The organism is Roseibium sp. (assembly GCF_965216085.1).
GTDB lineage: Bacteria > Pseudomonadota > Alphaproteobacteria > Rhizobiales > Stappiaceae > Roseibium.
The window spans coordinates 5150165-5170716 of the sequence record NZ_OZ244138.1 but is presented as its reverse complement, the minus strand read 5'-3'; the positions used below and the strand labels follow the sequence as shown (position 1 = coordinate 5170716).

Genomic DNA, 20552 nt, shown 5'->3' with positions numbered 1-20552 from the left:
AGCCCCGGGTCATCTGATGCCTATGCAGCCTTGGAAACGATGTCTACAGCTGCTTGGAACGCTGCTTCTATATCCATTTCTGTCGTATCAAGCAAGACCGCATCGTCCGCTTGTTTCATCGGAGCCACGGTTCTTTGGCTGTCGCGCTCGTCCCGGCGTTTCAGATCATCCAAAACGGAGGCATAAGTCGCCTCGTTGCCCTTGGAGATCATTTCGTCTGTACGCCGCTTTGCCCGGGCTTCCGGACTGGCGGTGACGAACAATTTGACCGTCGCGTTCGGGCAAACAACTGTGCCGATGTCACGGCCGTCGAGAACAGCACCTGGTGGTGTTTCTGCAAACTTGCGCTGCAGGTTTACCAGCTCTTCCCGCAAGCCGCCCAAAATCGCGATCCGAGATGCCGCTTCACCGATTTCGTGGGCCGACAGAACCGACTTGTCCATCTGGGCCAGATCCAAGTGCTGGGCGATCTCAATGGCAACGCCTTCATCACCGAGCGGCAGGCCCTTGGCAAGAAGGGCGGCGGCGACGGCGCGGTATGTGAGACCGGTGTCCAGATGGCGCAGGCCGAAATGGTCAGCCAGCCTGCGAGCAAGTGTGCCTTTTCCCGAAGCAGCCGGACCGTCAATGGCGATAATCATGCGGCCTCGCTGGAGTTTGCGGTGATCTTGGCGCCGAGCCCCTCAAACAAAGAGGTGAACGTCGGGAAGCTGGTCGCAATAACCGCACCATCGTCTACCGTCACAGGATTATGGGCCGCCATGCCTAGGATGAGGAACGACATGGCAATCCGGTGATCCAGATGCGTCACGACAGTGCCTCCGCCTATGTTGGATGCACCGCCAGTCACGGTCAGTGTGTCTTCTGTCTCAACACATGGAATGCCATTGGCTTCCAGTCCGCGGGCAACAGCTGCGAGACGGTCAGATTCTTTGACGCGCAGCTCGTCCAAGCCAGGCATATAAGTGTCGCCTTCAGCAAAGGCGGCCGCGATTGCCAGCACTGGGTATTCGTCGATCATAGACGGTGCACGTTTCGCAGGGACGGTAATGCCTTTGAGCTTGCTGGCCTTCACACGCAGATCGCCGACTTCCTCGCCGCCGGTTTCGCGGCGGTTGACGATCTCAATGTCGCCGCCCATTTCGATCAACGTGCTGATCAGGCCGGTACGGTGTTCATTCAAAAGAACATTCTCAATCGTCAGATCGGACCCTGGAACAATCAGGGCCGCAACGAGCGGGAAACCGGCAGAGGACGGGTCACCTGGAACGTCAATATCCTGAGGTTTCAGTTCCGGCTGGCCGGTGAGCTTGATCACCCGCTCTCCTGCTTCGTTCAGCGAAACTGAAATATCTGCGCCAAAGCCCTTCAGCATCTTTTCGGTATGATCGCGCGTTGCGATTGGTTCAATCACGGTGGTGATGCCCGGTGCATTCAGGCCGGCGAGCAGAACGGCGGACTTGACCTGTGCCGACGGCATCGGCACCCGGTAGGTGATCGGAAGAGCCTGTTCCGCGCCGCGGATGGAGGCGGGCAAACGGTCGCCGTCCCGAGCAATCACGTTGGTGCCCATCTCGCGCAAGGGATCGAGAACCCGGCCCATCGGCCGTTTGGACAGCGAGGCATCGCCGACAAAGGTAGCTGCAATGTTGTGGCTACCGAAAATGCCCATGGTCAGGCGCACACCGGTTCCGGCATTGCCAAAATCAATCACACCTTCTGGTTCCAAAAGACTGCCGAGGCCAATGCCGTCGACGGTATAGGAGCCATCGTCCAGTTTTTCGATTTTTGCACCAACGGCGCGCATGGCATCGCCGGTTGCCAATACGTCTTCAGATTCTAGAAGACCTTTGACCGTTGTTTGGCCGACGGCGAGGGCACCGAACATTAAGGACCGGTGAGAGATGGATTTGTCGCCCGGCACACGAATGGTGCCTTTCAGCGGGCTGCCGGCCGCTGAAGTGAGCGGAACAGGCGCGGAAGAATGTGACATTTTTTATGTCCGCAAGCTTGTTAGGGTCAGGATCTATTAGATTTGATGAAATGGTAGGGATGAACTTGTTCGGATACGAGGCGCAAATCTGCGGGAAACCGTCAGGTTTTCAAAGATTTGCAACGATGTTGCCGAGCAAATGCACCCTATCCCAAAGGGGCGCAAAAACGGCTACAATCTGCTGCGTCAAACCGCCCGACCGGGCAATCAGCCCGCTTTTCGCGCCTTTCCTTACAGCTCATTGCCGTTGTTCCGCCAGTTCATCAAATTTAATAGATCCCGACCCTTGATTGTCAAAAGGTGACACGTCCTATCATGCAAGGGCGGCGGCGTCATCCATTAAGGGATAGGTGTCTCAAACATGCTTTATGTGAATGAAGACCTTGAGCCTGCTTGAAATTTGCGACACATCGTGCAGAAAAGTGGGGCGACACAGAAAAAACGGTGATTTGCCTTTGACAGCGCACCGCTCTTAGGGCTAAGGGCGGCGAACTCAAATTTTCAAATCGACCATGCAAGCTATGAAGGGTGAGCACAGTGGCAAAACCTGAACTTGGCACAAAGCGGCTGTGCCCGGGCTGCGGCGCCAAATATTACGATCTCAACCGCGACCCGATTACCTGCCCGAAATGCGGTACCATCTTTGAAGCGGTGATGACCTCCCGCGCGGCGAAAGCGGCTAAGGCGGCAGAAAAACCGGAAGACGATGACGAAGAGGACGACGCAGCGGCGCCGGAAATCGTAACGCTGGAAGAAGCGGATGCGGAAGCTGAAGGCGGCGATGATGTGCCGGACCTCGACGGTGATGACGTTGAGATCGACGATGACAGTTCCGATGATGACGTCTTTATCGATGAAGACGACGAAGACGACGATGCCGTTCCGGGCATCCGGGTCGCGGTCGACGACGACGGCGATCAGTAAGGCGTTGGAGAAACAGGTGTTTTTACCTGTTTCTCCTTTTCCACAAGGCTTGCAGAAATTCCTGTAAATTTCTGCTTGATCTTGTTCGGAGGTGTGACTATGTTCCGCCTCCATCAGCCGACGGTGACCCAGCCGTTGGAAATTAAATGGGGCCTTAGCTCAGCTGGGAGAGCGCTTCGCTGGCAGCGAAGAGGTCAGGGGTTCGATTCCCCTAGGCTCCACCATACCGCACTTTAGCAAGTTAAAATCCGCTAACACCTTGAATGGAAAGGCTGTTTTAGCGGTTCGATAACCGTTTTCCCGGCTATATCTTAGAGGCTCTGCAAAGGCCAATTTCAACACCGTTATCTTGAGTGCAAAACTGCCTTTTTTGTATAAATCCCAAGGACTTGCCAGGAACATTAGAGCGTGTTCGATAAATTCCTACAGGTGTCCTCTGGGAGGGATACAGCGATCGGCTTGTTCTGTGAGGCGAATCTTGTCTCGTTCCAGCTTTTCGATCTTGGCTTCATACGTGTTGATTAATGTGGAGCTTGTAGCGTCCAAAATGCGCCCAAGCAGCTTGTCGATTTCCTTCTGGGCGTCATTTGCTTGTTTTTTCAGGGCCTTCTGAGCGTTTTCAGCCTCGACATGGCGCATTTCCCATATGTCGATAAACATGGTTCTCGCCAGCTCAAACAGCTTTTTGCCTGGTTGAAGGCCTTTCAGAATATCTTCAGCCCCTTGCTCGATCTTGGCACGTGGAACCGATTTGCGTTTTGAAGGGCAGTTAGGCGTGTCGCACAGATAATAGGGATAGCGCTTGTTGCGTCCCTTACTCCAACAGGACGTCAGTGGCTCGCCGCAATCATCACACAGCACAAAGCCGCGCAGTGGAAAGTCCTGATTAATGTCCTTTCACGCAGGTGCGGTTGTCACGCCTTTAAGTCGCTTTTGAATGCGTTCATGGGTATCGAAGCTGATCAACGGCTCATGGTGGCCCTTTCGAAGCGAGACTTCCCACTTGGCAGCCTCGACATAGCCTGCGTAAGTGGGCCACTCCAGCATCTCAGTGACTTTTGTGATCCGCATCTTGCCGTTAGCGGTTCCAGTCGGAAAGTCCGGCTTTGATTCCAGATAACGGCCAATCTCAGTCTGAGAACTAAAGAGGCCGTTGGCGTACCCTTCCAGGACTTCAGTCACGTAAGTTGCAGCCGGCTCGTCGCGGATCAGAATTTTACCGTGAAGCCGGTCTTTGCCGTACTTGTAGCCAACTGGCGGACAAAAGACGTAGTAGCCCTTCTCAAGGCGTGCTTTCATTTTTTGAATAACCTGGCGGCGGTTTTGTTCGCGTTCCAACTGCCCTTGTGCCGCGATAACGGTCTCGATAAAGCGACCCTCGGGTGTGTCTTCAAAATTGAAGTTCAAACACTCAATAGACGCCCCGCGTGCATCAAACTCCCGTCGAAGCCTTATGTGGAACTCCGTATCGCGGGCAAACCTCTTTAGATCATCGAAGATGACGACATAGGACTTGTCTTTTTGCGCATCGAGATAGGCCAGCATTGCCCGCATTCCCGGGCGTTGCATAAAGTCTCCACCACCGCTTACGTCGTCTGGAAACACCATTTCGACATGATAGTTCTTTTCTTGCGCATATTGACGGCAGCGGTGTTCCTGGCTTTCCAGGCCTGAGCCGCTTGTTTTCTGCTTTGTTGAAGATACGCGGCAGTAAATTAACGCCGATTGAACCTCGCTTTCCTTCTTTGTGTTTGTGTTCATTTATCAAATTCCTTGTGAGTATCGTTAAGCTGAAGGCAAATTTCGCCTTCTGATCTAGTTATCTAGTTGTAATTCTACCTCAGTCGAATCTGTTTTTCTTTCTAAATCAAGTTTAGAGTCCGATTGTCCACATGCCTGCTGAATTGGATGAACTTCATACCCTAGGTGAACAAAGGCGGTCAGGATTGACCAGAGGGCCATAATGATTTGCTGCTGCTGATCCGATGATATATTTGGATCATCCAGGATTTCTTGATAGCGGTCATAATCGATGCCAACGGAGCTGGACCGCGGAGCCTGGCGCTCTTTCTCAAACGCAGCAGAGACATCTGGAAAACCTGAGCGGCTCATATCGTTCATTGACCTTTCTCCTTTGCGACGAGATCAAAAAGTTTCTCTTGGTCTGCTTTGGACAGACTCCACCTGCGTCATGACGGTCACCCGCCCCGAGCGTTTGATCTAATTTTCTGGTTATGGCCTGACCTTGGACATAAAGATGTCTCGAAGATCTGGTTGGTATCCAAAATAATAGCAACCATAAGTATATTGTACCTGGAATTTGATCGGGAACGCAAATTCCCGATCAACTCCAGTTTCTTTACTAAAGGCTACAAGGTTGAGTTGGGATCGGTGAATACACTTGTCTTCACGGTGCCATCCCCCGATCTTGTGACTGAGCACGCCGCGCGCGCCGCGTTTGCGCCCGCTCTTTGTACTTGTCCGGTTGCTCGCTTTCAGATTGCTGGGGAGCTTGCCTTTGCTCTTGCTCCCAGGATTGCATCCGCTCGATCGCCTGTGGGACAAGGCTGTTGAGTTTGACAAGATCATTGCGGCTGAAGTTGTTGGTCCGCTTGTAGTCTTCCCCATCCTTGTAGATCTTGCTGACCTTTGCATTCAGCCAGGAGCCGTTTTCACCCTCTTGCTCAAAGAGTGAGATCTCTGCGGGATACTCGTGGAACCTTGCGATAGGATCATTGGTCATGATGCGTTCTCCTTAACAGGGGTGTCGGAAAGGTCGAGCAGCAAAAGCCGATAGCTTTGCGCAGGATCTTCAGGGTGATCGGCCTCTTTGGTGAGACTGTCGTCCTGGTAGACGCCGATCTTCCAAATAACAGGGAGGATCCTGTCCTTGCTCCGGTAATGGAAAGCGCCGTGATCATGGAGTGGGAACTCTTCAAATCCCGAATAAGCCTGGACCTTTTTCTTGATCGCTGCCTTGGTCGGGCCAGGAAGTTCCTCTATATCATCCCCTAAGATCCATCGACCTTTGATTTCGTCATCAGCGGTTGTTTGGTTCTGATGGAAACGGTCATTCAGGCTTGCGATCTTGCCGGATACATCGCCTGTTTGATCGTTTCTTTTGACTTTTTCGTCGTAATCCAGATCTGCCACGATCTCATGTTCAGGGATTGCGTCAGCGCTGGCTTCACCAACATTGTGCTTGTTTTCAACTTTGCTCAGATCTTCGCTGAGCCGGTCAAAAACGGCATATAGAACGTCTTTCATGATTGTTCTCCTCACCATGCCTCAATCGATACTTCCGGCAACTCAGGCAAGATCATGACCCGCTTGGTGCCTTTCGCTTTACGTGCAGCTTCCTCAGCCGCACGATCTTTGCGGTGTTTTTCGATTTCTGCCTGTGTGGGTTTACGGGCGGGTTCGCCGGGCTTTTTGTAGCCCATGATCTCGTAGTATCGATCCTCACCCAACTCCTTCACTCTTTCTGGACGCACAAAGCAATTGCATGAGATGTGGCTTGCCCCACATCGGTCGAACAACTCGTCAATGTACTTCCGCAAGACGACCATTGTGTCGGTGGTCGATTCCAAGGTGCCGTATTGGTCGATCTTATCTTCCGAAACGTCCTCACCATGCTTTTCCAGCATGGCTCGATTGGTGTTCCAATCAAACTTCATCCGAAGTCCGGCTATTCGTTCGTCATCCGCATAAACTGAGAGCCAAACTTCTCTGATAAGCTTCATTCCAAACAGGACATCCAGCTTCTCAAGCTGGTAGCGCATTCCGAATGGATTGCGGTCTGCGAGCTGAATAAATCTCTCAGCCGAGTCCTGCATCAATTCCACTCGCGTCATTGCACCAACACCGACGCTGGTCTTGAGCTTCGTTTTTGCTGTCGCCATGTCTAACCTCCTTTGTTAGGGCTTTGATGCCGGGATATCTTGTGATCCGGGCAGGAAACGCGGAAACCAGGCTCCATTTTTCTGGCTGTGTTCCATTGGATTATGAGGTTGGTGTTGTTGCGGAGCCGGATCGTCTGGAGCTGCTACAAAGTTTGAGCTTCTTGATTGCGCGGCCAAGACTTCAGCGGCGTCTGCCAATTGGTGATAGGTCGCGCCGTTTGACGACGTTTCGATGCTCGCTGCCATGGCAGCCCAGTCCATGGACTTGAAGTTCAAACCGGCTCGTTGTGCGAACCTAAGGGCGGATTTTTTGGTGATGTAGGCACCGATATCGGAGAATAAGGCGACTGATCTGCCCGGGTGTCTTTTGATCAGCTGTCCGGCTTGGCGAACAGACAATTTGGGATACATCCCAGCGAGCACTCTTTGTAGATCGATACCTCTTGGATCGAGGGTGCAAATAGAAGCGCGACCTTCCCGCACCATAGGGCTGTGTAGGGCAGAGATGTTGTTGACCGTAAGGATCAAAGCAGGCGGGCGCTTGAGGTGAAGCGTTCGCGGTGGTGCTTTTTCCGGCCTTATGTTCAGCTTGTGAGGATTGTCAGCGTAGCTCATCAGCCATGCGGAACACGCCTTACTGTTGACCGTTCCCGTAAAATTGGCATCGACGGAGAAGCCGCTCATTTCGATGTCATCAACCAGAACGACGGGCTGGAATGGGCTTGGATCATTGGCGGCGTCCAAAACCTGTTTTTCTAGTGGTGCTGTTGCCTGTCCTTCCCATTCAGAGACAAGTTCCTTGCCATGGACTTCATACAACGGCGCAGAAATCACATTGCAGATATGACGAATGGATGTCGTTTTTCCTGAACCAGCAGGACCTTGGACGATCAGCATAGTAAGGGATCGAATGGCTGGATTCTCAGCCTTCGCCCTGTTCAACATCAGGTGACATGTCACCTCTCGAATGAACTCCGGAGGGATGTAGCGACTAGATTGGACCTTCATAGACTGATCTCCTTGGTTTCAGTGTTTGGAGGATGATGGCCGGGTGGACAAATGCAGTGCGTCCAGCTTGCTTTCATCACTCGGCAGCAGTCGGGGAGTAGAGGTGGCAACCAGTTTGCCCTGTTCGTTCCTTCGGGATGTCCAGTCTTCCCAAACAGAGCGGAACCACGCGCGGGCTCTTGTCTCGCCGTGGTCTTTGGATGGGTTGATCAGCCAAACAGGCAGCACCTGATAACTCTTGGCGATCTTCACGAACATCGAGCGCTTGCCATTGCGCATCACTATCGCTGAGCCCTTCTTGGCCTCAAGGAAACGGCGCACCTGGTCAGGTGTCATGACGGGCTTTTCAAAACTTGAGACCGTCCAAAGAAAAGGGATGTGCCATTTCTTTCGTTTGACCGTCTTCATTCCGAGCGATTTGTCAGAAACATACTCGTAGGTCTCATGATCATTGCAGGCCATAAAGATGACGTGCTGGGCATTGCCAATGATGGAAAGCCAGTCTTGTGGGAAGCTCTTTTTGAAACCAGCACAATCCTGGGTGACGACGATAAGGGACACGCCCATCCCCGCCATAAGAGCAGCCTTGTCACCCATTCCAGGCAGCGCTGTTTGACCAATTGCCTGAGCTTCTTCGATGACGAACCGGGTTTTGGTCTTCAGGTCTCCGGGTATCCACTCCATGATTGCCAAGGACAGCGAGACAATGGCACTCACCCAGGGGCGTAAGGTCGTCTTCATGTCGCCGACCGTCACGGGGATGGAGATAATGAGGTTGCTATCCGGGTTCTTCAGATCGCAAAGATTGACGTCATTGCCACAAGAAACGTCTTTGACCTGCTGGTGGTCAAGAAAAGCGGTTTTGCTTCGGATAGTTGAAAGAACGTTGGCGCGTGTGCGCTCATCCATACTGAGGAGGTCAGCCGCAAACGAAGACACATAGCCATCGTAGATATTGCAATCGAGCATTTCCTCCCAAAGCATCCCAAAGGCCAATTCGGGATCATCAGGGGCATCCTCATTATAACCGCGGGCGAACAGACGGCGCACATCCAGCAACGTTCCAGTGGGGTATTTGTGCAAGACAAAGCACATCATGCGCGCCCAGCCCTCACGCCCGGTGTCGTCAAAGTATGGGTTCTTGGCTTGCGGATTGTGCGGGAAAAACAGGCTGGCGATCCGATCGCACATCATCGTTGTGCGATCCTCGCCCAGACGTTTATTGACGAGCTGGATCTGCATCAACAGGCAGATCTTGTTCCTGCGTTCCGTAATCCGAAGGGGATCGAGCACACAGAGCTCGTGACCGTTTTCTTCAGCTTTAAAAAGGATGTCGCGCGTGTGGTCGCCTTTTGGGTCGATGACCAGTGCCCTGGCATCGTCAGGCATCAAAGCAAGTTCGGTTTGCAGCTGAAGGCTTTTCCCAGAACGAGCGCTTGCAACAAAGACTTTGTGGCGCTCGGACTTCTCACCTACCAGACTGTAGTGCCTGATACCGAGAGGAAGCCGCGCTTGCCCGATGAGGCTTTGGTTTGGTTCAAACGTAAGCGCTATTTGCGTGACAGACCCCGTCAGTCCACCCGTGGCTTTGCCGCTTTTGAAATTCTCCTCGATCCATTCCCCGAACCTGATCCAGACATTGAGCCAGACCCAGCGCCACGGGAAACGGGGCCATTTGAGATCCCACCGAGGGTCATACGCCCCGAAGAATTTTAGGGTCGAGAAGGTGAGCGTCCTCGCAACGAAGTTGAAGACGATGAGTGTCACCGCGAACTGACAAACTTCCGAGACAACCAACAGGATCATTTCTGTTGCTCCCTTTCCTTTTCGCTCCTTGACCCTTCCGCTGAAATTCCTTCTTCCCTGACCGTGTTCTTCCCAACATCGGGAAACCAAATTGAAAACAGCTTTAGCCTCCGGGTGTTTGAACGTTGGTCGTTCAAACACTCGGTGAACCCTGGCTCATGCCCCGGCTCTGTTGATTTTTGCCCGCGCCGCCATTCAGCGCATCGCACCGCGCGTGCGGTGCAGAGGTCTTTCACCTCCAAGAATGGACAGCATACCTGTCCTTATGGCTTTTACTTAGCTTTCTATGACGAATGCCAAGTATTGGAATCTTGCTCTTGGGAGAGCTAGTTGGATGATCCCATTAACTATAAGCGTGAGAGAAAAGTCTCACGTTTGTCAAACATATTTTTTGTGACAGCCCTTAAAGGTTAACTTCAAGGTGTGCTTTACAGCCAAGTTTACACAATATTTTCAATGGGCTATCTAAATTTGCTTTTTGATTTGTGATCCGTTGAATGTCGCTTTGATCGACCCCCGCGGCCGTCGCTACTTTTCTGAATTAGAGTTTCTTTTCTTTCATCGCAGCCCACATGGCTCGCGCCATTGCAGCGCGATCTAGGCCACCGTCAAACACCGAAGTAAGATCTAGGTATGAATTGTTTTACTTTTATGCTTTTATTCCTATAATTGATATTCTATTTAAATTTACGATATTGATATTTACAAAATATAAAATGTATTTCATAGTGTTATACTTAAAATATTTAAGGATCCGCCTCAGGCAATGGTTGAAAATAGTCATAATTTGAACTTTGCCTCCGAAACAAAATTCGACAGTAAGCGTTTCCCTTATCTATCGTTTCGTAAAGCTCTCAAAACACCCATATTCAACTCCCGCAATATGACCAAAAAGCTGCGTTGAACCGCAGCAGGTTTGCCGGAGGCCATTTGGTTTAAGTTATGCAGCCACGGCCGTTTGATCCAGCGTGGCGTAGTATTGTCCCTCTGCTTCAGCCGGAGGGATGTTTCCTATTGGCTCCAGAAGACGGCGGTGGTTGAACCAGTCGACCCATTCCAGGGTAGCAAACTCAATGGCTTCGAAGCTGCGCCACGGCCCACGCCGATGAATGACCTCGATCTTGTAAAGACCGTTGATCGTTTCTGCGAGAGCATTGTCGTAGCTGTCTCCGACACTCCCGACTGAGGGTTCAATTCCCGCCTCGGCCAGTCGCTCCGAATACCTGATCGACACGTATTGAACACCCCTGTCGGAGTGATGCACCAGGCCGCCACCCCGAGCGGGCCGCCGATCATGAAGCGCCTGTTCCGGGGCGTCGAGGACAACGGCCGCATGCGCCGTCCGGCTGACGCGCCATCCGACAATGCGCCGCACAAACGCGTCGATCACGAAGGCGACATAGACGAAACCCTGCCAGGTGGCGACATAGGTGAAATCCGAAACCCAGAGCGTGTTCGGCGCTGGTGCCCTGAACTGGCGGTTCACACGGTCGATTGGACTGGGTGCCGACTTGTCCGGAAACGTCGTCTTCACCGGCTTGCCACGGATGAACCCCTGAAGCCCTATGGACCTCATGAGCCGGGACACGGTGCAACGAGCAACATCAAAACCCTCTCGCTGCAATTGCCGCCAGATCTTGCACATGCCATAGACCCGGAAGTTCTCCTCGAACACACGACGTATCTCGATCTTCAGGGCGATATCGCGGCGAGCGCGGACCGACAGGCGATCCATGCCCACCCGTTTGGCAATACTCTCGTAAAAAGTCGACGGGGCAATAGGCAAAACTCTGCAAATCGGCTCGACCCCGAACACCGGACGAAGCTCATCGATGAAAGGAATCATCGCTTCAGTGGGCGGTTGAGCTCCGCCTGCGCAAAATATGCAGACGCCTTGCGCAGGATCTCGTTAGCCTAACGAAGCTCACGGTTCTCCCGCTCCAAGGCCTTCATCTTCTCGGTCACATCGCTCGGCAGGCCGGCTCGTTTGCCGCTGTCGACCTCTGCTTTCTTGACCCACTCATGCAACGTCGCTGGTGCGCAGCCGATCTTGGCTGCGATAGAAGATACTGCGGCCCACCGGGACGGATATTCGCCTTCATGGTCGATCACCATGCGGATGGCACGTTCACGGATTTCAGCTGAAAACTTGTTTGTTGTCTTGTTCATATCGGCTCCACTTTCTCAGAAGTTGGAGCCTCCGGCAAACCCGCGGCGGTTCAGCGTAGACTATCAACCCCGACCCGATCACAACCAGTGCTAAGACCACATAGGGTTACTATGCTTCAGCATCGATCCGTTCCAGAACGGGCTGGATCCTAAGAACAGCCATTATCATATCCGGAAAGCTAAAGGTTGCTGCAATCATGATGGGCTTCTTTTTGTTCACGGATAGGATTATCTTTCAACCTGCAAACAATAGTGATTCATACTTTCGATCTGTTGCCTATTCGATGCGGATAGGTATTCGACGACTGTGATGCTGAAAGCTCAAAAAGCCTTTTAGTACCTACCTGTCTGCCCAATCGAATAAATTCAGATACGAGGGCCAAATTGAGCAAACGATTACTTCCTGATTGCAGCGACTGCACGAAGCCTTAGCAAACTCGCAAAGCTATTTACGATTGGTCACCCGCCGAAACCAAAGTGACAGATGCCTCTAGTATGCGAAAAAATCGTTCGCACTTGCGCTACAGTTGAAGTTTGTCAAAGCCTCAGCCTGACCCAACCACATAAGAAATGCTTGACAAGTCCCTGACACACGTTCTGAATTAGTGCGCAGAAGGTTCAACTTTACATTGCTGGGAAGCGAGGGAGCTCGACGCCGCAGCAGGCCGCTCAATAGCTGAGAAGCCTAGTTTAATGCGTCGAGTTCGATTGAAAAAAGAAATGCGTTCAACAGAAGTGACAACACTGACCGAGTTGACCATTGATGGACGTATATCGCTCGGTCCAGGGTTCAACAGCAAACAGCTCTTCGAATTCTATGGATCGGATCTAAAGTCTTGGTTCCACAAAGTGAGAGCGGAACATGATGCAATCTTGGTTGGCGCTGGAACGATAAGGTCTGATAACCCGCTTCTGACCACCCGTCACTTTGAGGGCAAGAGCCCAGTTAGAGTAATCCTATCTTCTGACGGCAATTTGCCGAGACAGTGCAATGTCCTGACCGACGGACTTCCGACAATAGTTGCAACTTCTCGGAAAGCATCAGCGAACCAGATCGAAGTTCTTCAATCGAACCCGGCGGTTACAGTCCTTGTTGCCGGAGGCGATACAGTCAATTTTGGCGAGTTAGCTGAGCAATTACGGAGATTCGATGTTTTCAAGATTCTTGTTGAGGGAGGATCCAGAGTTTTGAACACAGTATTCTCTTCTAAACTATTGAGAAGGGTAATAATAAAACATATTCCAGTTGTCTGCGGAAACACTGATGCACCAACGTATTTTGGCCCGAATGTATATTCGGAGGACTGCGGAGTATCTAAGTGGACCCTTACCGAACTCTACCAGGTTTCTGGCGTGCCTATTACTGTTTATGAGCGGTCATCCTAAATGAAGTTCAAAAAAGAAATTGACACGATCAGTAAACTGATTTCTCGACACTCCGGTCAAACCGTTTTGCCTGAATATGACTTACGAATTGATTCAATTCCGTCAGAGCAATCCGACAATATAGAGCTTTATCACCTTGTTCTGCATCAAGTACTTTTTCGATGTTACCAAGGACGCTACGTCTTACTTCCAAAGGTGCAGGAAACAAGTATGGAAGAATTTAACGCCTATCACGATCTGAGGGAACGATGCGGCTTTTCTAACTTGCAGTCATCAATAGAGAAGAAACTGATAACACCTGAAATCGGAACTGCTTACGAGCTCGTTGAGCGGTTGAGTTTTTTGGAGTTCTTGTCGGATGTGAGTTCGGAACTCGATATGAACGCAGAGAATGAATTCATTACATTTCTTGAAAATAATGAAAGACGCAAGGATTACTATCGTAATTTTCTGCTCCAATCATCAAGCGATCTGCTTGCTGAAGCATCGGCTTCGGCCTTGGGAGTTGTGGGCGACTATGGCCCAGCCCAATCAGTTCTTTTTCGCGTGTTAATCGACGAATTCGGGTACGGCTCCTTTGAAAAGAAACACAGCTCGCTCTTCCGTTCAACGCTCGAGGGATTCCACTTGAGTACGAATTACAATCATTATTGGTATTTATTCGATATTAACACCTTTAAATTGCATAATTTTATTCACCACTTATTCCAGAACCCGCGAAACTTTTTTCTTCAGCTTGGCTTCTTAATTTATGCAGAAAGTTCCTATCAGAAGTCTACGAAACAGAATTATTTGTATTTGAAGAGACACCATCCAGAAGTTGATTCGACTTACTTCGCAGAACATGCGCACATCGATATTCATCATTCGTCGATGGTTTTGGATGAGGTGGCAATCCCACTGGCTGAAAAATTTGGAAGGCAGGCAGAGATAGACATTATGGCGGGAATATCAGCCACTCAACAGACGTTTAAAGAGTTTGGTAATCAGTTGCTCAATGTGAGTAAGGTTTTTAATATATTAGCGGATAGTGGAGCAGTGAGCTACGGATTGGATGAAAGTATTTCTGCAAGTGAAAATTGTTTTACGCCAAGCATGATGGCACAGACTATTCAGTCTTGTAACGCTTGTAGTTTGCAAGTTGGTGGAATTGGAGCTCTCCGAGATCCGTCGGACTTTTGTCAGTTTCCTCCGGGCACTTTAGGACGGGAAACGAGACAGTGAATACCCTCTCGTCGAATTGGTTAGGAAACTCATTACCGCGGATAGTCCAAGGAGATATTGAATACGTGATTTTGTGCTATAACGGAGATTTATTTTTGGTTGAAAATGCTTGCCCCCATCGTTCGGGGTCGCTTAAGCACGGGTTGTATTTAACCGGTGATAGGATTGAATGCCCTATGCATCATAAGATTTTTCATGTTGAACAATTAATCGCCCGTCCGACGACGCTTCGTCTAATTCCGCAGCCTATCTGCGATAACAAAGCTGAGGATCAATCGAATGAGGTTGAAAATTGAGGCAGGGTCGAACCCCGGGTGAACTTAATTGGAACGCGCCCACAGCAGTTGAAAGGGGACCGATAATACTGTTCCCTAATACGGATTACAACGCAATTGGGCAATACGGCGGGCCTCATGCGGTTTTTCAGACAATTGCTCGTCGGGGCCAAACAAAGAAACTAGGCTTTCGTCCAGATTTCCAAGGGACGGAACCTCGAGTTCAAATTGGTCCGTTTCCGCAATGGTGCCGCAATAACACTATCGTGTCTTTCGATCCCTGGGGCCATTTGTCAATAGACAAATTTGGAAGAACCTATCCGTCAGACCATTACCATAGACCAACAATTGCTATTACTCGGGGCGTAGTTTGGTTTCCAGAAGTTCGCATAGCGATAGAGCGAGGTTTACTCAGTGCAGACGAATTGATACTTAGCAAAACGGGTCATGCGAAGGTGACTAAAATAGCGATTGAGCAGGTTTGGTACTTACCTGGAGTGGCAGCCCGGTTGGGCCTCGAAGTGCAGGAGCTCAGAGAAGAACTTTCATTATTTTCCCCCGCGCTCAAAGATAATCCGGAAGTTAATGTTTTTCTTCCGCCAGTTGGTAATATTAGTCTATATATTTTCGGAAATATTGAATCTAAATCGAAAATAGATCGCGGAGTTGCTTGTCGTATTCATGATGAGTGCACTTCTTCGGACGTATTTGGGTCCGATTTTTGTTCTTGTCGTCCTTATCTTCTGTTTTCTGTCGAGGAGTGTATAAAATTTTCTCAGTCCGGCGGCATTGGAATCATTGCGTATTTCAGAAACGAGGGGCGGGCTCTCGGTGAAGTAATAAAGTACTTAGTATACAACTTACGCATGTCATCTGGTCTCAAAGACAGCGAAGATCGATATTTTGAATGGACGGGCGCTATTTCAGATTGTTCGGATTGCAGAGAACACAGTTTAGCAATAGACGTCCTTCATTGGCTCGGGGTTAAAGAAATTAGAAAGTGGTATTCAATGAGTCCGAGTAAGACAAAGTCAGTTTTAGATAGTGGTATTGAGATTGATGAACGAGTTGCTTTACCGATTGATCGAATTGACGACGCGTCGCGGACTGAGTTTCTAGCGAAGTCGCGAGCAGACCCTTTCATTGTTTAGTTTTGGCGATCAAAGAGGTCTGCGAAATTGCCTTAGTGAATGCATAAACGATCTGTACAAAAAGAGGAGCTAAGTGTTGAAGAAAGGGTTCTCGAGTTTTTTAAGTTACCCTTTGATGCTCGCTTTATCAGGGCGAAGGTCTCGTAGAGTTTCGCGGGGAATTCAGGCCAACTCAGGACGGTCTGGTGATCAAAGAGGAACGAACGACGATGCCTTGACCGCGTTTGAGACAAAAATCGTTTTGTCTTGCGTTGCTGGATCGACCTCGTGGATTCATTTCGTTGAAATGAATCCCGACTATCCTTTAAAAGCTGAGCACATACCTTCAGATTTAATGGGTCGTACCTACCCTTCAGCAGGTGGGTGGTATCCGACCACATTCTTCTTCACCGACGACACCGGGGTACACGTGCTATCGAGGTCAGTTGAAGCTCCACTTCCAGATACTGTGGAAGAAGTAAATGGGCCAAATATTGATCTCGCTGGATTTACAACCAAGTTAACGAGCAATCGTCTCCGAATAGCGCCCGAGTATATTTCAGCGCACAATTTGAAATATGCAAACGTGGAAGGTAGCTTGTTGATACTTCCAGTTTGTGACATGTCGCAAATTGTTTTAGAAATGATCGCCCTCCTCGTTGTGAATGGAGGGACAGTCGTCGACGATATTGCACAGCAGCGGCTGCCAAACATACACGACCTCGAGGTTAAGTTGGATCTACAGCGCGCAATGCCAGTTAGCGCGATTGAGAGGAACGCACTAACGCTTGCGGCTTCAGAGATGGCAATCGCCTGCCACAATGGTATGTTGGTTTTACAAGCAATGGGGCTTGGCGGTTGGATGTTCTCCGGTTTTGACAGTGCCGGAGTGCTTTGCGGAAGTCGGCGTGGTCGAAAGAATGGGCTCGGGTTTCGTTCGATGAAACATTCCGGAAACTCGACTCCAAACATTGTTGGATTAGATGGCATACTCGAAGGATACTGCCCTCCATACTACGAGGAAATGGATTGTGCGTTTGACAGCCTTTTAAATAACAAGAAAGCGTTCATTGAAGCTCACCTTCAGCGTGAAGGACATCTCCGAAAAGACTACGATAATATCACTACGTCCGGCTTCGGTCTAAGTGAAGCACAGACTGAAGTGGTCAAAGGAATTGCAACATATATGCATTCAAAATATGGTAGATTTCCTGTTACGGTACCTACGATGTTTTTACACAACATGTTACAGGCGCACCATATCGACCTCGACTATTATTTGAACAGCACAAATGATCGTTGGCTTGAACCTCACGTTTTGCGAGCTGAAAACTGGTAAGACTAGTTTTGTCTAAAAGGAGCTGACCCGCTCCGATGAAACTTCCGGCTCAGAGCACTCCGAAAAACTGGTGGTTGGCCACATCTCGCGCCACTAGTTGGCTCTGCATTCATACGTAATGAACTCCGCCTCTAATTCACTAAACGTCATGGCGTAGAGGTTTTTTTGAATTCCAAGTTGAGCCTGAAGCGAATCGAGATAATAGCGTAAATGCGTTCTTAAAGAATAATCCGCGTATCTCCATTCCTCTGCCATCTGGTAGACAACAGGGACGATAAATCGAAGTGGTGCGTAGCGTGAAATACAGCCTTTAGCTTGCAATAGAAAGCTGTTGACGTTGTCGTCGGTAGGAACAGAGTGAACAATACGAGTATCGCCAAAAATATGAACTGGAGCAGAGGTAACATCCTCTATACGCTTTGTTCCTCGAATGTCTTCAAAAAATTGCAAATCTATAGCTCTTGCTACCGCGTCACAGCGTAACAGGGAGTCAAGGTGTTGAACCGCCAGCTCGTTCGGAACGAACTCCGCTAATAGTTGCTGAAAGCGACCGATCACTTCTTCGATCAGTAGATTTCCAATAATCACATACTTGAGCAAACCAATATATGCGTATGCAAGACCTCTTAGCGCTTTCATTTGTGCTGTGACACTTGTATTGCGAGAAATTTCGGCCGCTCGCACCAATTCACTCGTCCGGCAATACTCAATCATCCTGGACTCGACAGCACTGTAGAACTTTGATGGATTCTTAATGAAGAAATCGACCAGCTGTGGGGCGAGAAGATCTTTGGGTAGCCATACGAGACCGGTTTCATCTGTGTGAATAAACGCTTTCCGCCCAAGAATTTGTTCGCCTGCGTTGTCGAATGATCGCCGGGTGAGGTCAGATTGCAAAACTGAAAGAGTGTATTGCGGACGGTTGCAATAAAGAATTTGCTCTTTTACTCGTTTTGAGAGCACAGTCTTATTCTCCCTTCTGTCGCATCAAGAAACACTTCTTTTCCTAAGTGTTCTAACACGCTTTCATTACTGCAAATTACCGTTGGTAGGCCAATCTCTCGGCAAATCGCTGCGCCATGTCCAAGAGCGTCACCCGTTAAGGCAATCAATCCTCCAAAACGCTGGGCAGAAAGAGCTGCCGCAGTAGTCAACTTTTCCGTGAGGATAATCGCATTAACCTGCTTTTTGTCAGTAGTCTTCAAGTTTAGTAGTGGACCGCGTGCCAGCCCGGGCACAACTAGATCACACTCATACCAATCTGCTTCCTCTTGAAAAACGAAGCTTCTGGCTTTGGCAGCTATCACTCGCTCTTCCGCCTCCTTACAAACTGCGATAACGCATCCACTTCTGGTGTCGAGTCTGCAGGGAAGAAGAATTGGATCGGTGTTTGGAACCCGAAGTCCCATGTGTTTCAGAAAGTCTACAATCATCCTTACGATTTTTGGTCCCGAACGCGCTACACCTCCAGAAAAAACTATAACGTCACAACCGCTTAATTCTGAATATGCTGATACAATCTCACGAATAAAGGAAGCTATATATACATTAAATGGCGAATCATAGATGTCCGCTATTGTATCTTTCACCATGGTTCTGTCTTCTAGTTCTTGGTTCGCAAGCGCGAAAATACCTGAATGGGAATGTAAAAGATCGGAGACAGTGCGTAATGAGGCGCCCTTCGACATCATTTTAAGCACGGCGCCAGCTGAGTATGATCCGGATCGACTGTTCATTATTGGTCCGTCGATAGAAGCGTGGACCATACTGCTGAATTGCGGTTCTTTCCCAACGAACCCAGAAACGCTTGCGCCAGAACCAATATGGACGCATATAGATTTTAGCCCGACCGGTGGGTCGAGTGAGTTGATTACGTCTTCCAATGCCAGTCCATGATGACCAGTTGAACGCAGTTCATACCTATTTCTTATTCGTTGGGGTAGGAGGGGGCAACTATCGCTCAATCCATCATTAAAGAATATACCGCTGTCCAAGATTGCGAGCTGCGTCGCATCTGGAAAAGCCCTCTCCGTAATGTTGTACAATTCCAGCGTGATCGGGTTGTGCAATCGAGCCAAATTTGAATTTAAGAGAACTGAGTTGTAGATTCTCCGATCGAATTCGCATACCGGAGACCTTTCTCTCGCAAACTTCACCCGGTGCGCGATAACTTCTGGCCTAATATCCGGGCGAGAATTGACGATGGAACATACTGCGGAAACGAGATCGTGGCAGGACCAGCTTTCTGTGCCATAAACCGTTTCCTCGCGGATTGTTTCGCTTCCAGATCGAATAGTTACTCTTCGACTCAAAATGTCCATCTGTGCAATTGAGGCACTCGCTTCGGGAAGCTTTCCACGACCGAAGAGATGGACTTTAACCGACGAACCGCCGGCATTTACAGTCATTACTGCTGCGCTACCCATCTCGTATCAGTAGCCAACTACTAGCGAGTGATTTTTAGTAGCTAAGAAGTCCTGTGAAACTCTGCCAATGCTCTCTGTCATACCAAACAGAGCAAGGTCCTCTGAGCTGTCAAAGGAAACGTCTACGTCATTAATCATGGGTTGTATGCTGCCAATGTTGCGGTTTGAGAAGTTCTGCTTTAAGTCCTCAGGCGAAATTATTCCTTGAGATCGAAGAATCGACGCAGCACCGCCCACAATTACTATTTTCTGGAGATTTTGGCTGAGTATAGGTGCGAGTACCGACCAACGAAAATGATCCAAAAAATCGGGATCAGTGTTTCTTTCCTGCCAATAGTCGTCGACGGTTGTAATGCTGCCATCAATGCATGTTTGCTCATTTATGCTCGATTTAGTGAGTACTGATGCCGCATTTATTGCGCGTCCAGAAACTACGTCTCGTATGCGAGTCGTTTTGCTAGGACTGACTGGGAGAAAACCCAACTCTGAGCTTAGGATAAGAAACTGGGTTTCTGAAATGCGATGAATTGATGAGACACCAAATCCGGTACCAATGCCTACGATACCTATTGGACATGATACTTCTGAACAACCAACTCGAGCTACTTCCCTAGCTAACCATCCATTAGAAGTAGCAATCATATCGTTCATTATGAATAGCAAGCGAAAACCAAGTTTCTGAGTTTCGTCCGCTAACTCCTCGTGGCTTCGATTCAACCACTTAATGTCGTCAGAAAGGAAACGCCCATTATGAAGGCAGCCGGCTGCAGCCACTTTGATATTGATTTCGCTACTGAGACTATTTGGTAGACGAAACAAGTTTTTGAATCTGTTAATCACTTGCCAAAGGGATTTGAAAGAATTGGTCTTCGCTATAACCATCTCAGACTTTAGGTCTTTGCCTTGCAGCTTGGCTCGTATGTTTGTTCCCCCAATTTCAATAAGCAATGCCTCCACTACGTTATCCATG

At 49.5% G+C, this 20552-nt stretch carries 19 protein-coding genes, 1 tRNA gene, 2 pseudogenes and 1 other annotated feature; of the genes and pseudogenes, 7 read left to right on the top strand and 15 right to left on the bottom strand.

What is annotated here, in order from left to right:
* Positions 1-20 precede the first annotated feature (20 nt).
* Together cmk and aroA are read right to left on the bottom strand one after the other, a co-directional pair.
* Complete coding sequence (cmk, locus tag ACOOFE_RS24270; protein ID WP_420412417.1) at positions 21-641, bottom strand: (d)CMP kinase; 621 nt, start codon at positions 639-641, stop codon at positions 21-23.
* Positions 638-1993, bottom strand: a complete 1356-nt coding sequence (gene aroA / locus ACOOFE_RS24265; protein ID WP_420412416.1) for a 3-phosphoshikimate 1-carboxyvinyltransferase — start codon at positions 1991-1993, stop codon at positions 638-640. The genes cmk and aroA overlap by 4 nt, the downstream gene beginning before the upstream one ends.
* A 537-nt stretch (positions 1994-2530) precedes the next feature.
* Here aroA and ACOOFE_RS24260 point away from each other — a divergent pair.
* Positions 2531-2917, top strand: coding sequence for a TIGR02300 family protein (locus ACOOFE_RS24260; RefSeq protein ID WP_141183781.1), 387 nt, complete (start codon positions 2531-2533; stop codon positions 2915-2917).
* A 148-nt stretch (positions 2918-3065) separates the two neighbouring features.
* Positions 3066-3141, top strand: a tRNA-Ala gene (locus tag ACOOFE_RS24255).
* A 199-nt stretch (positions 3142-3340) separates the two neighbouring features.
* Here ACOOFE_RS24255 and ACOOFE_RS24250 read toward each other — a convergent pair.
* The 10 genes and pseudogenes from ACOOFE_RS24250 to ACOOFE_RS24205 form a co-directional block, all read right to left on the bottom strand.
* Entirely contained in the window at positions 3341-3577 is a 237-nt protein-coding gene (locus ACOOFE_RS24250; RefSeq protein ID WP_420415660.1) for a hypothetical protein, read from the bottom strand.
* Between the two features lie 123 nt (positions 3578-3700).
* Positions 3701-3778: pseudogene (locus ACOOFE_RS24245) on the bottom strand (hypothetical protein); the annotation flags it as partial.
* A 36-nt stretch (positions 3779-3814) separates the two neighbouring features.
* On the bottom strand, positions 3815-4678 hold the full coding sequence (locus ACOOFE_RS24240) for a recombinase family protein (protein ID WP_420412415.1): 864 nt from the start codon (positions 4676-4678) through the stop codon (positions 3815-3817).
* A 54-nt stretch (positions 4679-4732) separates the two neighbouring features.
* The gene (locus tag ACOOFE_RS24235) at positions 4733-5038 is read right to left on the bottom strand and encodes a hypothetical protein (protein ID WP_420412414.1); all 306 of its coding nucleotides are present in this window, start codon (positions 5036-5038) and stop codon (positions 4733-4735) included.
* Between the two features lie 286 nt (positions 5039-5324).
* Complete coding sequence (locus tag ACOOFE_RS24230; RefSeq protein WP_420412413.1) at positions 5325-5660, bottom strand: hypothetical protein; 336 nt, start codon at positions 5658-5660, stop codon at positions 5325-5327.
* The gene (locus ACOOFE_RS24225) at positions 5657-6184 is read right to left on the bottom strand and encodes a hypothetical protein (RefSeq protein ID WP_420412412.1); all 528 of its coding nucleotides are present in this window, start codon (positions 6182-6184) and stop codon (positions 5657-5659) included. Before ACOOFE_RS24225 ends, ACOOFE_RS24230 begins: the two co-directional genes overlap by 4 nt.
* A gap of 11 nt (positions 6185-6195) precedes the next feature.
* A complete protein-coding gene (locus ACOOFE_RS24220) occupies positions 6196-6819 on the bottom strand; it encodes a hypothetical protein (protein WP_420412411.1) in 624 nt (207 codons plus the stop codon).
* A gap of 15 nt (positions 6820-6834) precedes the next feature.
* Complete coding sequence (locus ACOOFE_RS24215; protein WP_420412410.1) at positions 6835-7827, bottom strand: AAA family ATPase; 993 nt, start codon at positions 7825-7827, stop codon at positions 6835-6837.
* An 18-nt stretch (positions 7828-7845) separates the two neighbouring features.
* Entirely contained in the window at positions 7846-9633 is a 1788-nt protein-coding gene (locus ACOOFE_RS24210; protein WP_420412409.1) for a type IV secretory system conjugative DNA transfer family protein, read from the bottom strand.
* Positions 9634-10573: 940 nt separating this feature from the next.
* Positions 10574-11802 (bottom strand): annotated as a pseudogene (locus ACOOFE_RS24205) (IS3 family transposase).
* Positions 11405-11521: a sequence feature (AL1L pseudoknot), on the bottom strand. It overlaps the preceding pseudogene by 117 nt.
* Positions 11803-12522: 720 nt before the next feature.
* Between ACOOFE_RS24205 and ACOOFE_RS24200 the strand changes: the two are divergent.
* From ACOOFE_RS24200 to ACOOFE_RS24180, 5 genes are all read left to right on the top strand, one after another.
* Entirely contained in the window at positions 12523-13188 is a 666-nt protein-coding gene (locus tag ACOOFE_RS24200; protein WP_420412408.1) for a RibD family protein, read from the top strand.
* Positions 13189-14412 (top strand): iron-containing redox enzyme family protein, encoded by a 1224-nt coding sequence (locus ACOOFE_RS24195; RefSeq protein ID WP_420412407.1) that lies wholly within the window; start codon positions 13189-13191, stop codon positions 14410-14412.
* The gene (locus ACOOFE_RS24190) at positions 14409-14708 is read left to right on the top strand and encodes a Rieske (2Fe-2S) protein (RefSeq protein ID WP_420412406.1); all 300 of its coding nucleotides are present in this window, start codon (positions 14409-14411) and stop codon (positions 14706-14708) included. Before ACOOFE_RS24195 ends, ACOOFE_RS24190 begins: the two co-directional genes overlap by 4 nt.
* Complete coding sequence (locus ACOOFE_RS24185; RefSeq protein WP_420412405.1) at positions 14705-15838, top strand: hypothetical protein; 1134 nt, start codon at positions 14705-14707, stop codon at positions 15836-15838. Before ACOOFE_RS24190 ends, ACOOFE_RS24185 begins: the two co-directional genes overlap by 4 nt.
* A 76-nt stretch (positions 15839-15914) precedes the next feature.
* The gene (locus ACOOFE_RS24180; RefSeq protein WP_420412404.1) at positions 15915-17156 is read left to right on the top strand and encodes a hypothetical protein; all 1242 of its coding nucleotides are present in this window, start codon (positions 15915-15917) and stop codon (positions 17154-17156) included.
* 93 nt (positions 17157-17249) lie between these two features.
* On the opposite strand, the gene ACOOFE_RS24175 is transcribed toward ACOOFE_RS24180, so the two are convergent.
* From ACOOFE_RS24175 to ACOOFE_RS24165, 3 genes are read right to left on the bottom strand one after another with little or no spacing between them, the layout of a single operon-like run.
* Positions 17250-18119, bottom strand: coding sequence for a hypothetical protein (locus ACOOFE_RS24175; RefSeq protein WP_420412403.1), 870 nt, complete (start codon positions 18117-18119; stop codon positions 17250-17252).
* Entirely contained in the window at positions 18101-19564 is a 1464-nt protein-coding gene (locus ACOOFE_RS24170; protein ID WP_420412402.1) for a PEP-utilizing enzyme, read from the bottom strand. The genes ACOOFE_RS24175 and ACOOFE_RS24170 overlap by 19 nt, the downstream gene beginning before the upstream one ends.
* Positions 19565-19588: 24 nt before the next feature.
* Positions 19589-20551 (bottom strand): glucokinase, encoded by a 963-nt coding sequence (locus tag ACOOFE_RS24165; RefSeq protein ID WP_420412401.1) that lies wholly within the window; start codon positions 20549-20551, stop codon positions 19589-19591.
* Position 20552: the final 1 nt, after the last annotated feature.

Excerpts from the sequence above, each read along its gene's own strand:
- cmk (WP_420412417.1), bottom strand. The coding sequence starts at position 641 with ATGATTATCGCCATTGACGGTCCGGCTGCTTCGGGAAAAGGCACACTT.
- aroA (WP_420412416.1), bottom strand. The coding sequence starts at position 1,993 with ATGTCACATTCTTCCGCGCCTGTTCCGCTCACTTCAGCGGCCGGCAGC.
- ACOOFE_RS24250 (WP_420415660.1), bottom strand. The coding sequence starts at position 3,577 with ATGTTTATCGACATATGGGAAATGCGCCATGTCGAGGCTGAAAACGCT.
- ACOOFE_RS24240 (WP_420412415.1), bottom strand. The coding sequence starts at position 4,678 with ATGAACACAAACACAAAGAAGGAAAGCGAGGTTCAATCGGCGTTAATT.
- ACOOFE_RS24235 (WP_420412414.1), bottom strand. The coding sequence starts at position 5,038 with ATGAACGATATGAGCCGCTCAGGTTTTCCAGATGTCTCTGCTGCGTTT.
- ACOOFE_RS24230 (WP_420412413.1), bottom strand. The coding sequence starts at position 5,660 with ATGACCAATGATCCTATCGCAAGGTTCCACGAGTATCCCGCAGAGATC.
- ACOOFE_RS24225 (WP_420412412.1), bottom strand. The coding sequence starts at position 6,184 with ATGAAAGACGTTCTATATGCCGTTTTTGACCGGCTCAGCGAAGATCTG.
- ACOOFE_RS24220 (WP_420412411.1), bottom strand. The coding sequence starts at position 6,819 with ATGGCGACAGCAAAAACGAAGCTCAAGACCAGCGTCGGTGTTGGTGCA.
- ACOOFE_RS24215 (WP_420412410.1), bottom strand. The coding sequence starts at position 7,827 with ATGAAGGTCCAATCTAGTCGCTACATCCCTCCGGAGTTCATTCGAGAG.
- ACOOFE_RS24210 (WP_420412409.1), bottom strand. The coding sequence starts at position 9,633 with ATGATCCTGTTGGTTGTCTCGGAAGTTTGTCAGTTCGCGGTGACACTC.
- ACOOFE_RS24200 (WP_420412408.1), top strand. The coding sequence starts at position 12,523 with ATGCGTTCAACAGAAGTGACAACACTGACCGAGTTGACCATTGATGGA.
- ACOOFE_RS24195 (WP_420412407.1), top strand. The coding sequence starts at position 13,189 with ATGAAGTTCAAAAAAGAAATTGACACGATCAGTAAACTGATTTCTCGA.
- ACOOFE_RS24170 (WP_420412402.1), bottom strand. The coding sequence starts at position 19,564 with ATGACTGTAAATGCCGGCGGTTCGTCGGTTAAAGTCCATCTCTTCGGT.
- ACOOFE_RS24165 (WP_420412401.1), bottom strand. The coding sequence starts at position 20,551 with ATGGATAACGTAGTGGAGGCATTGCTTATTGAAATTGGGGGAACAAAC.